The organism is Chloroflexota bacterium, assembly GCA_023475225.1.
Lineage (GTDB): Bacteria > Chloroflexota > UBA6077 > FW602-bin22 > JAMCVK01 > JAMCVK01.
This window is the reverse complement of record JAMCVK010000036.1, coordinates 77,083-91,186: the sequence shown is the minus strand read 5'-3', so window position 1 is coordinate 91,186 and position 14,104 is coordinate 77,083. Positions and strand designations below refer to the sequence as shown.

The window sequence follows — 14,104 nt, the reverse complement described above, 5'->3', positions numbered from 1 at the left end:
GCCAGAGGACGTCATCGGTAGCAATATGGGTTCTATCCAGCCCAAGGCATCAACAAGTAGCGTACACCTGGCAGAGGTAGGATGAGGGAGACCAGAAAGCCATCAGTCACTAGGACGCCTAAGAGGTAGTCCAGGGCCAACAGTCCTCGCTGCCCAATCCAGTCAGTTAGCATCCCTAAGAGGCTCCAGCGTAGATGAGGGATGATATACGCTGGAAACTTCAGAGGTGGCAGGTATCGTTAACCAGTCGGATGGTAAATACACCGTCTTGATACTCAATTATGTTTATAGCCCCGTTGTCTTGCTCTATCCGCCAGAAGTGGGAATCATCTAGCCCTAGGACAGCACAGAGCAGTACCTTGCAAATCACTTTATGGGATACCAGAACGATGGTCTGACCAGGATGGCGAGCGATCGCCTCATTTAGGGCGGCTACCACTCTCTGCCGCACCTGGCCCAGATTCTCGCCACCTGGTATCTGGGCCAGGTGGGGCTTCTCCTGCCAGCAGTGATAGAGGGCTGCATACTTCGCTGCTACCTCCTCTGGAGTGAGTCCCTGCCATTCACCATAGTCTATATCGATTAAGCCAGCGAGATGCTGAACCGCAAGACCAAACATTTCAGCGATCGGTCTGGCCGTTTCCAGCGAGCGGCTCAGGGGGCTGCTATAAACGGCCACGAGGGAGCCCTCAGCCCTTAACCGTCGGGCCACAGCCTGCGCCTGAATCAAGCCGGTTTGATTAAGCCCTACATCCGCCCTTCCCCTGAAGCGCTCCACCCTGTTCCACTCCGTTTGGCCATGCCGCACCAGGATGATTCGGGTCATCTTTTCTCCCATTCGTCCTCCTTCTCCCGCATGGCCACCAATGCCTCCGCGGCGCTTTGGCGCACGGTATTGTTTACATCCATTGTCGCCATGCCCAAGGCCAATGCTGCTCGCCTGCCGCCGATGGAGGCCAGAGCTCTTACTGCCGCCAGTCTGACGATCAGATAAGAGGTGCCGAGTAGCTGAGCCAACGGTTCGATCGCCCGCGCATTACCTATCTTGCCCAGCGCCTCCACAATGCTCTCCAGGAGATAGGGATCCTTGCTGATTTCCAGCGCCTTGATCAAAGGCTCGACACCACTGGCCTCGTGTAGCTCGCCCAGGATCCAGGCAGCCCGCCGGGGCGTGGCTGGTTCGGGATGCCTTAAAGCGGAGATCAACTTGGCCACAAAGTCTTCCTCGGCTAGTCCCTGGAGCGAAGCCCCGCAACGTTGGCAAACCGTGCTCCCAGGACTGTTCTCCATCCAGCAGCGTGGGCAATAGATTACCATCTGCTAACCCTAAACCGGTACTCTCTTATCCCTCATCGGCACAAGATGAGATGACTGGAGCTCCGCTGATGCGAATGGCTGCCCCATCAACTGACGAGTGGCTGAGAAGACACTACGAAATGGTCTGATGGATGGGCTCTCAAACTCCAACCTAATCCGCCGGATGATATCACCGGCCGGGACGGCCAATTCAATCCAGCAGCCAAGAAGGGAGTGATGCAACTCTACAGAGGAGAGTTCCCCGATAGCATAAGCTTCCCAGCCATCAGATTCGGCCCTACGATAGTCGGTTGGGAGGAGGAGCACCCGTTGGTTAGTGACCGCTAACAGTGTTGGCAGCCTTCTCTTCGCTGGCCAGGATGGGGCCAAGGCTTTCGCCAGCACCTCCTCGCCCTCCCCCAGAAGTTGAGGCAGGACGGCGCTGAGCTCAGTTATGCTCGCTTCCCTCGCCGGATCATCCCAATCAACCAGCACCACTCCACGACGATCCTTCTGTCCCTCTGTCTGGTAGAGTCGCCGTAAGGCTGTGGAGGCCTCGCCTGGAATAAACCTTTCTAACAATTCCTTCGCCCTCTCCAGCCACAGCCATTGATCCGTGGGGAACTCGATAGTCATTGTCTCTTTTCCGGCAAGGGCCTCGAAGACTAACTTTAAGACAGCGTAGGATGAATCTTTGTTGACGTACACTGTAGAGAGCCTCTCTATGGCGCTCACTCTCGCCTTATATCCCCAATGAACCAGCGTAGAATCAGGCGGGATGGTATCGGTCATCATCATGACCTGCCGGTCAGTGATTACCAGAATACCCTCATTCAACTGTTTGCGGCGGATAAACGACCATCTACTGGTTACAGGTGGACGGCTGATGAAGAGCAATATCCTCTCCTCAGGCAGCAGGCAATCCTCCACATACTCCTGGAAGCGATAAGGTAGCTTATGGACAGCGTATTCTGCCGCCGTGTGGGCCTCCATCTCTGTGGCCAGCCAGCGGGGCTTGAGTCCAACCCCCGCCTTCCAGCCGAAGCCACCACGCCGCCCTCTCTCACTCTCACCTTCAAGGCGTTCCAGAGTAGCCCTACGGCGAGCCTCGTGGATGAGATACTCTGCCTCAACTGCCCCATGCCAATTGAGGGTATCGGTGATCAGCTGTTCTCCACGATGATTGTAGAGGATTTCTATCCCATGGCGGCGATCATATGGAAGGTCCTGGATATCGTGGATATGGTTGAGCTGAGAATCACCCAACGGAACAGCGACCACTGCCTGTTCCGTTGCCGAACCATCACGCCGCTCCAGGAAACCGATGGGATGGGCCAACACGAGGCAACCGGGAAAGTTAGACTGGTTTGTCACCAGTAAAACGTCCAGCTCACTCCCCTCTGGGGTTAGGGTATGTGGGATAATGCCCCAATCCACCGGATAGTGCTCAGTGGCATAGTGAACTTGTTTTAGCCTGATGGCCTCGCGGCGCTTGTCATATTCATATATATTGCAGTCATGGCCCGGTAGCTCAATTAATACGTCTATGGTCATCCCATCAGATGAGCGTTGTACTTGAGTATGGCTCATATCGCCGGTTAACCCCCTAACCATGGCCTCTTACTGAATATATCAGATGGTCTATGGTGACCCCTAAGCGAGATAGTTATTCTGTAAGCTATCTCCCTGAACCGAAGTGTTGCTGCCTTCTTGGTGGGCTACTATGTATTTACCGCCAGCTACTGAGGAGAGCGCTGATCCTAGACAGGATGGTTTCTTTTTGTCGCTCAGTCGGCTCATCCTGTTGCCTATTCCCCTGAAGCTCAGCCAAATGTCGGTGCAGTTCAGTGTTCTCGGTTGTCAATCGCTTGATCTCTTCCTTGAGGCGTGCTTCATCCTGACGAAACAGATTGATGCGATGTCGTAGACCATCATTATCAGCCTGCAGCCCTGTGACGTTAAGCTCTAGGATACGCTTATCTTCATTCAGATAGTAGGCTCGAAATTTCATCACCGCGTACATGCTTTCAAAGTGGGCACAGCGCTCTGTGATAGAGGACATGAGCGTGAGGGCTGAATCTGACTCCGAGTCAGGCAAGGCATGCGCTTCCTTGAGGTAGGCAAGCCCATTAGCAAAGATGATGAGCAGTCCCTCTTCCTCATCCCAGCCATTCTCACGAATGAGACGCTGTGCCTCTTGATAGGTCTCCTCTAACATATGAAGTTCTACTTTACGTGCCTGTGTACCTGCAAAAATATCCATGTGGCCGCTCCTCAGCATAAGCATGGGGATGGCTGCCCACAAACAGCTCGATCGCCCTAAACCAAGCCATCTGTTCCTCTCCCCTTGGCTCGTCCCGAAAACGCCAATCGTGTTTACGAATATACTCCCGCAGCTGAGAGGAAAGCTCCTCTATCCTGGTCAAGTATGACCAGATGAGCGCCTTGTCCACCATCAATGGCTGATCAGACAGAGTGAGACGGAGGTGAGGCAAGCATAGAGCATGGCCCTGCTGAAGGCTGTTCGCCTGCCCTTCGATTGATAGAGCTTCCCGGAATCGCACAGTCTGTTCCAGCTCGTCTTCCCTCAATCGGTCGCAGATGGGACAGGTCGGCGGCAGTGAAAGGATACGTCGACCCCGATCCCAACGCCATCTGGTCAAGAGTGGCCTCCTTTCCCCTCTTAGTGAAGTCTCCACCTGGTGTAGGCGATGTAACTCTCCACTTAAATCCTGTAGCCCACTCACATAAAGAGAGATCAGGCTCGAGCGGTAGGGTTCACCCAATCCATATAACATCCAGGCATGCTCCCGACAAAGCCAGGCTGATGGCCAGTCATCAGCCTTGTCGCCCCCCTCTTCTTCCAACAGACCCTGCAAGTGGAGACGTTCAGCTTCCCCCTGCGACATGCAAATAGGACAGCCTGCCCTTTCCAGAAGCTCAGCGGAGGACATACCTATCTTCAAACCTTTAGCCCACCTTCTGTTTGCCCCTACCATTAGATTTAATATTTTAGATTGAGTGCTCAGCTGAATAGCCTCAGGCAAGGGGGATAGCCCCTGATCACCATCCCCTTCCTTGAGGCTGCTGAGCTTCTCCAACTGCACTTCAAGCAGAAAGCGTCGTACATCGCTTCGCCCAGCCACCTGCAATGCCCGCTTAAGATGGTTCAAGCACATCCCTGTCGAGTCCCGATAGAGGGTGGCGAACCAATCCTCAGCGCAGTGGACAACCAACCAGGACAGATAGATTTCTTCCATCTCCCTATTAGCAATGCATGCCGGACACGAACGTCCCCCGATGATGGAGAGCAACCCTTTACCCTCACCAGGGGTCCATCTCACTTCTCTATAACCATCCCCGGACCCTTTTGTTATCCCCTTCGACTTACTGCGTCGCCAGAGGCGATTGACCAGATCCTCATAGATAATCGCCGTTCCCAGGCAGCTTCCAAACTCATCCCTTTCCAGCGCTGCTAACTTCCAGGCATGTTCGTAACAGAAGCCCCAGGAGGCAGCGATCCCTGCCCGGATACCTGGGTCATTGACGTTCTCCCAGAGCAAGGACCATAGCCAGCGTTTCTCTTTTTGCAGAACGAGGTGGCAGATAGGGCACCCAGCCTGTTCGAAGGCTATCTCCAAATCTATAGTGCTCAAATCGCGTGGCATACTTCTACCCTGACGCTCGCCTCTCTAAATTTCAGTTCAAATGGTCCAGGCAGCGACCGACGCCCCCTACCTGAGGGCATGACCCACCCCAACAAAAAAAGCCTCTACCGTGCCCGCCGCAGGCGGGCCAGTAGAAGCTATCAGTCAGTTACCTGACACTCTGACCCAGGCCACTTTCTGCCCAGGCAGGGTGAGCCTCATCACCTTGCTAAAATATAGCAAATTATAGCGCACCTGTCAATGCAGCCAAGCAACCAAGCCTTCGGTTGACACATCTAATTTAGTCAATCTATAATTTGAACAGTGCGGGTTCTAAGGCGGCGCAGCCCCTTTGGCCGGGGTCTTTCGGATGTGCCCTCAGAACAAAGAGAAAGCCTGCAGGGCTATCTTGAATCCGCCGAAGGCGGATTTGGGGGGAGATATCGACACCCTCAATCTATTATCAAGACTACTAATCGGAGGAAGTCGAGATGCCTATTCGTGAGGATCGGATAAGAGAGGTCCAAAAACTGATGGGGGAACACGGCATAGATGCCCTCCTTCTCCTGAACCACGATGAGTACCTCTATTTTATAGGTGAACAGCGGAACCAACCACGGGCGATTATCCCCAGGGAGGGCGAACCGGTCGTTATCGCCTTCCGAGAGGAGTTGGAGGAGGTACAGGCCAAGACAGGGGCCAAGGTCGTCCGCACCTTCAGCAGCCTAGGGGAACAGATGAACGCTGTGATCAAGACCCTTGCCGAGTTGGGCCTCCAGGAGGGAACGATCGGCATACAGATGGGATTCACTACCCCCTATTTCCTGGTGGATAGATTCCAGAGAGCAAACCCGAAGGTGCGTGTAGTGAATTCAGCAGCGGTGATCATGCCGCTGAGAATGATCAAAACGGACGAGGAGCTCTCCTTTATGCGCAAGGCAGCCGAGATAGCGGCCATTGGGATGAAGGCCGCTATGTCCACCATTAAAGATGGGGTCATGGAAAATGAGGTGGCAGCCGAGGCTGAGTACGCCATGCGCCGCGCCGGTGCCCAGGGAGTAGCCGTTCCTACCTTCGTCAATTCAGGCTATCGCTCCGGCTGGCTACATGGTCGATCCACCTATAAGATGATCAATCAGGGAGAGCTGATCGTCCTCGACCTGCTTCCCATCTACCACGGCTACTGTGCCAACCTGGCCAGAACAGTCGTCCTGGGAGAACCCACTGAACCGCAACAAAGACTGTTCGAGGCCTACCTGGCAGCGCAGCGAGCCGTCCTGGAAACCATCAAACCCGGTGTAGCGGTCTCAGCCCTGGATGCCGCGGCAGAACGGGCGCTATCCAACGCGGGTTACGGACAATATTTCGTGCGGGGCATCAGCCACGGTATAGGCTTGGCCTTCGAGGAAACCCCTGCTCCGACCATCGTGCCCGGCGATGGGCGCGTTGTACTCCAGACAGGCATGACTATCACAGCCGGACATTCCATCCTATTCGTTCCCCATATCGGTGGGGTTCGCCTGGAAGACGTAGTCTTGGTCAGCGAAACAGGTTGGGAACCACTGACAGACTACCCTCGCCAGTTGAGCATATAGGAGTACCGTCCAAACAGGATTCGTTCTGCGGATTGAACGTCCGCTGAAGGTATCATCCCATAACTACAGATCCAGGGCCTTGTGATTGTCGCTCGGCAGCCGCATGGTCAGGATGGGATAGGCTTGAAGCCCGCCCTTCAGCCTGATCGCTGCCCACCACGACGCCCGGCCTTACCCCTACAATCGCCTTCCGTCAGACCACCAAAATAAAGCCATGCTAAGCCACTTGGGCCAGCTTCTATAACGATCCTTACGGGCCATCCCTGATTATAGATGGTCTATGATTCTGGATATAGCTTATCAAAGTAAAATTTATAGGAGATATAAATAATTTATGATATAATGTGGCTAGCACAGACTATCGTGGGATGAGGAGATGCTCAGCCTTAACGCTCTAAAGGTATTTCTCCTTGTGGCCGCTGAGCGGAATTTCTCCGCGGCCGCACGGCGCCTTGGCCTCAGCCAGCCGGCCATAAGCGCTCAGATACGTAACCTTGAGGCTCACTTCGGACAAAAACTGCTGGAGCGTTCCGGCCGGTGGGTTAATCTTACCGTGGCGGGTGAACGGTTACTGCGATACTCCAGCCAGATTATGGCTTTGGTCGAGGAGACTGAACAGTCCATGGCTGAGCTAAGAGGGGCATCATTTGGAACACTAACGATCGGCGCCAGCACAATACCGGGAGAATATGTCCTCCCCTCCCTCATCGGGCTTTTCCAGGAACGTCATCCCCAGGTGGAGATCCATTTAGATGTGGCTGATAGTCATGAGATCGTGGAAAGGCTGCTCAAAAGGCGCTTTGACCTGGCCGTCATCGGCGCACCCCTGGAGCCAGAGCGCTTGCTCCTCGAGCCCTTTGTTACCGACGAGATTGTCTTGGTCTGCGCCCCGACCCATCCTCTGGCGGCGCGAGATAAGATCACCACAGACGAGCTCAAGGAATATCCCTTCATCCTCCGCGAGAGAGGATCAGGGACACGGCAGATAGTTGAGCAGGCGCTGGCCGCTAAGGGAATAAGGGGGAGAGACCTGAAGGCGGTTGTGGAACTGGGCAGCACTGGGGCCGTTAAGACGGCCGTGGAAGCAGGATTGGGACTCTCTTTCCTCTCCAGGTATGCCCTGGAGGAAGAAAGCGCTTCCGGCCATCTAAAGGTGATTGAGATGGAGAATCTGGTGATCAAGCGCACTCTGTACCTGGCCCTGGAGCAGGGACGCCCCCATACCCCATTGGTGGAGATGTTTCGCCGCTTTCTCCTCTCATCCCAAGTGGATCAAGTGGTTGAAGGTTAATCTACAAGTTACGTGCCAAATATCCTGCTTCAAAGGAGGAGAGCAAGATGAAGGTCTTACTGTTAGGTTCTGAAGGGTTGGGGAGAGGTGATGATGATCTTGGTGCAATGATCCTGGCCAATTTCCTGCGTCTTCTGGCTGAAAGCAAGGAGAGGCCACAGACGATCATCTGTTGGAACGTGGGGGTTCGCCTTGTGGCTGAAGGATCGTGGTGCCTACCCCACCTGAAGCGTCTGGAGGATATAGGAGTGGAGATCCTGGCCTGCGGGACCTGCGTTGAGTACCTCGAGTTGAAGGATAAGATAGCGGTTGGCAAGGTTTCAACGATGCCGGTCTTCATAGATAAGCTGTTACATAACGATGTGATCAGCGTTTGAGAGGGGGGATAGGCGCGCTTCTTCCCAGTATCATCTCAGCTGATAGAGCAAGAGGGGTCAAGTCCATTATTTCAGCATAAACGAGTCTGACCCCAATCCCTGGTAATCTCAATACTATTGTGCTAAAATCAAGGCACACCCGGTTGTACATCCTTCGCCTTTGTTAAGGCGGCAGTAGTCGGCGGGTGCTTTCATTGTGTTGACCTTGATTATCAATTTATGGAAGGAGACAACGTATGCAGGTTAGTTCCAAGCTCATAGTGGGACCGACCTTCGGGGAGATGCTCCATCCCCAGAAGATCGACCCAGCCACGCGGCGAAAAGCCCTTAGGATGCAGAAAGAAGACCCACTTGATCCGATCAATCTGTTCAATATCACCTGGCGCAATGACGCAAATCAGATTTATTATGAGGTCTTGTCCAAGGAATTGACCGGTGTGGACGCCCCCATCGTCGTCCTGTACTCCAAAGACTTCCCAACCGGCAGCCACAAGGTGGGGGCTACCTATAGCGTGCTGGTTGAAAAGGAACTGTATGGCGAAGTGGATCCGGCCAAGCATACATTGGTATGGCCGTCGACCGGTAACTACGGCATCGGCGGTGCATGGGTTGGCTGCCGAATGGGCTTCGATAGTATTGTGATTCTACCTGAGGAGATGAGCGCTGAGCGCTTCAAGATCATCGAATCCTATGGGGCACGCGTGATAGCCACACCAGGCTGTGAATCCAACGTTAAGGAGATTTACGATAAGACTTGGGAATTGCGCCGACAGGACCCCGAGCGCATTCGTATTCTTAACCAGTTCGAGGTAATGGGCAATTATCGCTTCCACTACCACGTCACTGGCAACACCATCGTTGAGTTGACGGACATACTCAAGGCCCAGGGGGTGGGCAACGGCAAGGTAGCTGCCTTTTGTTCAGCAATGGGCTCAGCCGGCACGATCGCCGCTGGCGACCGGTTAAAGCAAGTCTGGCCTGACCACAAGATTATCGGACTTGAACCCATACAGTGCCCTACTCTGTACAATAATGGCTACGGTGGACACGATATTCAGGGCATTGGTGATAAGCACGCGACCTGGATTCATCACGTCACCAACATGGATGCGATCATGTGCATCGATGACATCGAGAGCAAGAAAGGCTTGCAAATGTTGACTGAGGAGCCTGGCTGGAATGTGCTGATGCGCCAGGGTATCCCTGAGGACAAGGTCAAGAAGTACGCGACCATCTTCGGCATCAGCGGCGTTTGTAACGTGCTGGGCGCGATCAAGACGGCCAAGTTCTACGATCTTGGGAAGAATGACGTGATTGTCACCATCCTAACTGATGCCATTGATCGTTATCACTCAGTCATGGGTCAAATGACGCGGACTTATGGCCAGATGGACGAGACCGAGGCCAAGGTTCGCCTGGTGAGCATCTTCCATAGCCAGAAGACTGACTGGATCAAAGAGGGCACGCGCGACGTTCGCCGCCAATGGCATAATCTGAAATACTACACCTGGGTTGAACAGCAGGGCAAGACGGTCGAGGAGCTCAACGCCCAGCTCAGCGAGGAGTGGTGGTTGGCTGAGCAAGCCAAAGTGGCTGAGATCGATAGGCGTATCAGCGAGCATCGCTAGCCTGACACTCCGAGGCCAGGATAAATAAAGCGCTATTCTTGAAACCGAGATCGGTAGGTGCATTATCGCGTATTGCTAGCCTGAAGATCGGGCCAAATCCGACGGGAGGTTTCAAGGAGGCAACATCTCCTGCACCAGCTCGGTCCTAGGTATGTGAATGGTCTATGATTCTGTCACCTGTTAACTGTTCAGTGAATATGTCACCATTAAAGTATGAATACGGAGATGGTGACGTTGAACAAGAAGGAGAACAAGCGAGCGGTGGTTCTGGCTAAGATTGACCGTGGGGAAATGACAGCCGTCCAAGCTAGGGAGGTGATTGGATTGAGTGTACGACACATACGGCGGCTGTTGGCAAAGTACCGCAAAGATGGACTACAAGCATTGGCTCACGGTAACCGAGGCCGAAAACCACACCACACTTTAGACCCCACCATTAGGGTGACATTTTCACTGGACAACAACACAGCTCGGTCCTAGGTATTGACATACCCCTCATCGTGTGCTAGTATACAAGTGCCACAAATTGAATAGTCGAGGGCAAGGGCGCCCCCAATAAGGGCTTAAATGGGGAAGTGCGGTGCAAAGCCGCCACTGTCCCGCAACTGTGATTTGATCGCCTCCGGGCGGTCAATCAGTCAGGTCACCAACCCTTGCCGCTTGCCGTGAGCCTTCGAGGAGAAAGGCGTGGGCAGACATAGTCTCAGGACTATGGTATCCCCTTGTCCGATTCTCAGGGCGAGGGGATTTTTGTTGTATCCACCAGCGATAGTTCCCCGCCTATCCTTGGAAGGCGGGGGCTCTTCTATTTGGGGCAACATTCTATCTTAACAAGGAGAACTGGATGAAAAAGCCTCTTCTATGTCTTGTCCTAGCGGCCCTAATCATCAGCATAATCGCCGGCTGCGCCCCAGCCACGACTCAGACCTCGACACCAACAGCGTCCTCCTCCTCGTCAACGGTAAGCTTTCCCCTCAGCCTGACCGATGATGCCGGGCGAACGGTACGGATCGAAAAATCCCCTCAAAGGATCGTCTCCCTAGCCCCTAGCAACACCGAGATCCTCTTCGCTCTGGGACTCGGCGACAAAGTAGTGGGCGTTGATGAGTACTCCGACTATCCAGCAGAGGCCAAAACGAAGGCAAAAGTTGGCAGTTTCTCTAAGATCAACCTCGAGAAGGTCGTTTCCCTAGCTCCCGATCTCATCCTGGCCACGAACATTCACGTCAAGACCATCGTGCCCGAACTGGAAAAGCGCGGCCTAACCGTCGTCGTCCTTCAGCCCCAAAATATAGAGGCTGTTCTAAATAACATTGCCCTGGTAGGCAAGCTCAGCGGTAAGACTAAAGAGGCAGCTGCCCTCACGGCTGACATACAAAAGCGCCTCACCAACATCGCCACCAAGACGAAGACGGCTTCCTCCAGGCCAAGGGTTTTCCTTGAGCTAAGCCCAGACCTCATCACCATTGGACCAGGCACCTTCATTGACGACCTGATCAGCCGGGCTGGCGGAGAGAACATCGCTGCTGAGGCGAAGACCGCCTGGCCACAGCTTAACCAGGAAACTATCGTGCTCAAGGACCCTCAAGTGATCCTCCTCGCCGATCATCCGGCCGGAGAGACGCCCGAGAAGGTTAAGTCTCGTCCCGGTTGGCAAAACATCAGCGCCGTGAAAAATGGGCGTATTGTGGTCCTCAATCCTGACCTTGTCAACAGACCGGGGCCAAGGGTCATCGAGGGGCTGGAGATGATGGCCAAAGCTATACACCCGGAGCTATTTAAATGAGCGAGACCAGCGCGCCAGCGAAGATAGCCGCCCCTCTTGTTAGGAAAACCTGGAGCGACGATGTATTACATCGTCGCTCCGGAGCTCGTGTTGCTCCACTGGCTCTGGGGTTCCTGATCCTAGTGGCCATAGCTATGCTCTCCGCTGCCTGTGGCGCGGTGGCTATCCCTGTCTCGGCGATAGTCCAGATATTACTGGCGAAATCCCCCCTCAATGAGCTGGTCAACATCGTCCCTAGCTGGCCAGCCAGCTATGAGACCGTTATTCTGCAGATCCGCCTGCCCAGGGTCCTTCTGGCCGGCCTAGTAGGGGCATCGTTGGCCGTATCCGGGGCTACTTACCAGGCCCTCTTTCGCAATCCGCTGGCCGACCCCTATCTCATCGGTGTAGCCTCCGGTGCCTCCCTGGGAGCAGTACTGGCCCTCGTGCTGCCCCTACCCCTACCACTCTACAGCATGGGGGTCGTGCAGATAGCCGCTTTTCTCGCTGCCCTACTCACGATAGCCATGGTCTATGCCTTGGCCAAGGTGGGGCGGTCTACACCCGTCACTACTCTACTATTGGCTGGCGTGGCCCTGGGGGCCTTGGCCTCAGCCGGCACCTCACTTCTGATGTACCTTAATGGTGATAAACTGCATTCCACGTACGCCTGGCTTCTGGGTGGACTCGCCCTCAGCAGCTGGCCGCAGGTTTTTACCATCTTCCCCTATAGCGCTTTAGGGTTGGCTGTGATGATCCTGTACGCCCGCCCTCTGAACGTGATGCAGCTGAACGAGGAACAGGCCGCCCTTCTTGGCATCAATGTGGAACGCCTGAAGCTGATCCTGGTCGCCGCGGCTACCCTGGCTACCGCCGCTGCTGTCTCAGTAAGTGGGCTCATCGGCTTTATAGGGCTGATCGTACCCCACGCTGTGCGCCTTATCTGGGGTCCCGATTACCGTTTCCTGCTGCCAATGTCAGTCATAGCCGGGGCAGCGTTCCTGATCGGGACGGATAGTCTGGCCCGCATCGCTTTAGCCCCAAGTGAGATCCCGGTGGGAGCGATCACCGCTTTCTGCGGAGCACCATTTTTTCTGTATCTACTACGCCAGAAAAAAAGGGCTGTATTCTGATGGAACATCCCATACTACAGGTAGATAGGGTTACCTTTTCCTATGGGAGAAGGCGGGTGGTAGAGGATGTGAGTCTCTATCTCAACCGTGGGGAGATGATAGGGCTTGTAGGACCCAACGGCTCGGGGAAATCTACGCTCATCAAGGGTATCAGCGGATTACTTCGGCCGGAGCAGGGACGGATCCAGCTAGAAGGACAAGACCTCTCCCATCTGCCACGGATGGCCATAGCGAAAAAGCTGTCCGTCGTCCCTCAGAACCCAACCCTCCCCGAGGCCTTCACCGTAGCCGAGATCGTACTCATGGGGCGCACACCCCACCTTCGCTTCTTGCAATCTGAGGGGGAGCATGATTGGGCTGTGGCCCGCTGGGCTATGGAACTGACTGATACGTGGGAGATAGCTGAGAGGCGAATCGAGGAGCTATCCGGTGGCGAACGCCAGCGGGTAATCATCGCCCGCGCCCTGGCTCAGGAACCACGCCTCCTCCTGCTGGATGAGCCAACCGCCCACCTGGATATCAATCATCAGATATCTGTATTAGAGCTGGTGCGGCAGCTGCACCGAAAACACGATCTGGCTGTGCTGGCTGTCTTCCACGACCTGAACCTGGCCGCCCAGTACTGCGAGCGACTGATCCTGCTCTCTGTGGGGCGAATCTATACTCAGGGAAGTCCTCAACAGGTGATCACAAGGGAGAACATCCGGACCGTCTACGAGACCGATGTCCACATCCTGGCTCATCCCTTAAACAAATTGCCTACAGCGCTCATCACGGCCAGCAACGGATACGACGAGCGCACCGCTCAGGATATGCTCAGGGACGATCAATGAAGAGAAAAGAGCGTAAAGGATTGATTATCGTCCATACGGGAGACGGCAAGGGCAAGACCACAGCTGCCCTGGGGATAGCTCTTCGTGCCGTGGGGCATGACCTGCGGGTGCTCATCGTCCAGTTCATCAAGGGCGCCTGGCATAGCGGTGAGGTGAGAGCGGCGAAAAGGCTGAGTCCAAATCTGCAAATCGTCCCTATGGGGCAGGGATTCCTGCGGAGCGAAGAGGAGAAACACGCCGCCAGGAATCGGCAACTCATCCGTCAGGCTTGGGAGTTCGCCCGCTCCCACATCCTGGCCGGGAGCTACGATGTGATCGTCCTGGACGAGGTAAATTACGTGATCTCCTACGGATTGCTTTCCGTTGAGGAGGTCGTCCATCTTATCCGAGAGAAACCGGCCGGATTACATCTCATCCTGACCGGTCGGAATGCCCACCCGGCCGTGATCGACGAAGCCGACCTGGTCACCGAGATGCGAGAAATTAAGCACCCCTTTAAAAATGGGCTCATGGGACAGAGGGGCATCGAATTCTGAGGT

General features: G+C 54.7%; 15 protein-coding genes and 1 riboswitch. Of the genes, 9 read left to right on the top strand and 6 right to left on the bottom strand.

The features are described from left to right. Positions 1 to 32 precede the first annotated feature (32 nt). The 6 genes from M1136_09085 to M1136_09060 form a co-directional block, all read right to left on the bottom strand. On the bottom strand, positions 33 to 173 hold the full coding sequence (locus M1136_09085) for a hypothetical protein (protein MCL5075780.1): 141 nt from the start codon (positions 171 to 173) through the stop codon (positions 33 to 35). Between the two features lie 47 nt (positions 174 to 220). Further along, positions 221 to 838, bottom strand: coding sequence for a histidine phosphatase family protein (locus M1136_09080; protein ID MCL5075779.1), 618 nt, complete (start codon positions 836 to 838; stop codon positions 221 to 223). Continuing rightward, positions 823 to 1,317, bottom strand: a complete 495-nt coding sequence (locus M1136_09075) for a HEAT repeat domain-containing protein (GenBank protein MCL5075778.1) — start codon at positions 1,315 to 1,317, stop codon at positions 823 to 825. Before M1136_09075 ends, M1136_09080 begins: the two co-directional genes overlap by 16 nt. Before the next feature lie 9 nt (positions 1,318 to 1,326). Next, positions 1,327 to 2,910 (bottom strand): inorganic diphosphatase, encoded by a 1,584-nt coding sequence (locus M1136_09070; protein MCL5075777.1) that lies wholly within the window; start codon positions 2,908 to 2,910, stop codon positions 1,327 to 1,329. 115 nt (positions 2,911 to 3,025) lie between these two features. Next, a complete protein-coding gene (locus M1136_09065) occupies positions 3,026 to 3,559 on the bottom strand; it encodes a hypothetical protein (protein ID MCL5075776.1) in 534 nt (177 codons plus the stop codon). Next, positions 3,528 to 4,964: a DUF6062 family protein gene (locus tag M1136_09060; GenBank protein MCL5075775.1), complete on the bottom strand. Its 1,437-nt coding sequence runs from the start codon at positions 4,962 to 4,964 to the stop codon at positions 3,528 to 3,530. The genes M1136_09065 and M1136_09060 overlap by 32 nt, the downstream gene beginning before the upstream one ends. 470 nt (positions 4,965 to 5,434) lie before the next feature. Between M1136_09060 and M1136_09055 the strand changes: the two genes are divergently transcribed. The 9 genes from M1136_09055 to cobO all read left to right on the top strand — a co-directional run bounded on the left by M1136_09055 (position 5,435) and on the right by cobO (position 14,101). Beyond that, positions 5,435 to 6,538, top strand: a complete 1,104-nt coding sequence (locus M1136_09055; GenBank protein MCL5075774.1) for a Xaa-Pro peptidase family protein — start codon at positions 5,435 to 5,437, stop codon at positions 6,536 to 6,538. A gap of 376 nt (positions 6,539 to 6,914) precedes the next feature. After that, on the top strand, positions 6,915 to 7,829 hold the full coding sequence (locus M1136_09050) for a selenium metabolism-associated LysR family transcriptional regulator (protein ID MCL5075773.1): 915 nt from the start codon (positions 6,915 to 6,917) through the stop codon (positions 7,827 to 7,829). Between the two features lie 47 nt (positions 7,830 to 7,876). Further along, positions 7,877 to 8,206 (top strand): hypothetical protein, encoded by a 330-nt coding sequence (locus tag M1136_09045; GenBank protein ID MCL5075772.1) that lies wholly within the window; start codon positions 7,877 to 7,879, stop codon positions 8,204 to 8,206. Positions 8,207 to 8,442: 236 nt separating this feature from the next. Further along, positions 8,443 to 9,834: a pyridoxal-phosphate dependent enzyme gene (locus M1136_09040; protein ID MCL5075771.1), complete on the top strand. Its 1,392-nt coding sequence runs from the start codon at positions 8,443 to 8,445 to the stop codon at positions 9,832 to 9,834. A gap of 234 nt (positions 9,835 to 10,068) precedes the next feature. Continuing rightward, entirely contained in the window at positions 10,069 to 10,314 is a 246-nt protein-coding gene (locus M1136_09035; protein MCL5075770.1) for a helix-turn-helix domain-containing protein, read from the top strand. A 47-nt stretch (positions 10,315 to 10,361) separates the two neighbouring features. After that, positions 10,362 to 10,504: riboswitch (cobalamin riboswitch) on the top strand. 174 nt (positions 10,505 to 10,678) lie between these two features. Continuing rightward, a complete protein-coding gene (locus tag M1136_09030) occupies positions 10,679 to 11,620 on the top strand; it encodes a cobalamin-binding protein (protein ID MCL5075769.1) in 942 nt (313 codons plus the stop codon). After that, on the top strand, positions 11,617 to 12,732 hold the full coding sequence (locus tag M1136_09025) for an iron chelate uptake ABC transporter family permease subunit (GenBank protein ID MCL5075768.1): 1,116 nt from the start codon (positions 11,617 to 11,619) through the stop codon (positions 12,730 to 12,732). The genes M1136_09030 and M1136_09025 overlap by 4 nt, the downstream gene beginning before the upstream one ends. Before the next feature lie 56 nt (positions 12,733 to 12,788). Beyond that, the gene (locus M1136_09020) at positions 12,789 to 13,565 is read left to right on the top strand and encodes a heme ABC transporter ATP-binding protein (protein ID MCL5075767.1); all 777 of its coding nucleotides are present in this window, start codon (positions 12,789 to 12,791) and stop codon (positions 13,563 to 13,565) included. Continuing rightward, on the top strand, positions 13,562 to 14,101 hold the full coding sequence (gene cobO, locus M1136_09015; GenBank protein ID MCL5075766.1) for a cob(I)yrinic acid a,c-diamide adenosyltransferase: 540 nt from the start codon (positions 13,562 to 13,564) through the stop codon (positions 14,099 to 14,101). The genes M1136_09020 and cobO overlap by 4 nt, the downstream gene beginning before the upstream one ends. Positions 14,102 to 14,104: the final 3 nt, after the last annotated feature.

Excerpts from the sequence above, each read along its gene's own strand:
- M1136_09085 (MCL5075780.1), bottom strand. The coding sequence starts at position 173 with ATGCTAACTGACTGGATTGGGCAGCGAGGACTGTTGGCCCTGGACTAC.
- M1136_09080 (MCL5075779.1), bottom strand. The coding sequence starts at position 838 with ATGGGAGAAAAGATGACCCGAATCATCCTGGTGCGGCATGGCCAAACG.
- M1136_09075 (MCL5075778.1), bottom strand. The coding sequence starts at position 1,317 with ATGGTAATCTATTGCCCACGCTGCTGGATGGAGAACAGTCCTGGGAGC.
- M1136_09070 (MCL5075777.1), bottom strand. The coding sequence starts at position 2,910 with ATGGTTAGGGGGTTAACCGGCGATATGAGCCATACTCAAGTACAACGC.
- M1136_09065 (MCL5075776.1), bottom strand. The coding sequence starts at position 3,559 with ATGGATATTTTTGCAGGTACACAGGCACGTAAAGTAGAACTTCATATG.
- M1136_09060 (MCL5075775.1), bottom strand. The coding sequence starts at position 4,964 with ATGCCACGCGATTTGAGCACTATAGATTTGGAGATAGCCTTCGAACAG.
- M1136_09055 (MCL5075774.1), top strand. The coding sequence starts at position 5,435 with ATGCCTATTCGTGAGGATCGGATAAGAGAGGTCCAAAAACTGATGGGG.
- M1136_09050 (MCL5075773.1), top strand. The coding sequence starts at position 6,915 with ATGCTCAGCCTTAACGCTCTAAAGGTATTTCTCCTTGTGGCCGCTGAG.
- M1136_09045 (MCL5075772.1), top strand. The coding sequence starts at position 7,877 with ATGAAGGTCTTACTGTTAGGTTCTGAAGGGTTGGGGAGAGGTGATGAT.
- M1136_09040 (MCL5075771.1), top strand. The coding sequence starts at position 8,443 with ATGCAGGTTAGTTCCAAGCTCATAGTGGGACCGACCTTCGGGGAGATG.
- M1136_09030 (MCL5075769.1), top strand. The coding sequence starts at position 10,679 with ATGAAAAAGCCTCTTCTATGTCTTGTCCTAGCGGCCCTAATCATCAGC.
- M1136_09025 (MCL5075768.1), top strand. The coding sequence starts at position 11,617 with ATGAGCGAGACCAGCGCGCCAGCGAAGATAGCCGCCCCTCTTGTTAGG.
- cobO (MCL5075766.1), top strand. The coding sequence starts at position 13,562 with ATGAAGAGAAAAGAGCGTAAAGGATTGATTATCGTCCATACGGGAGAC.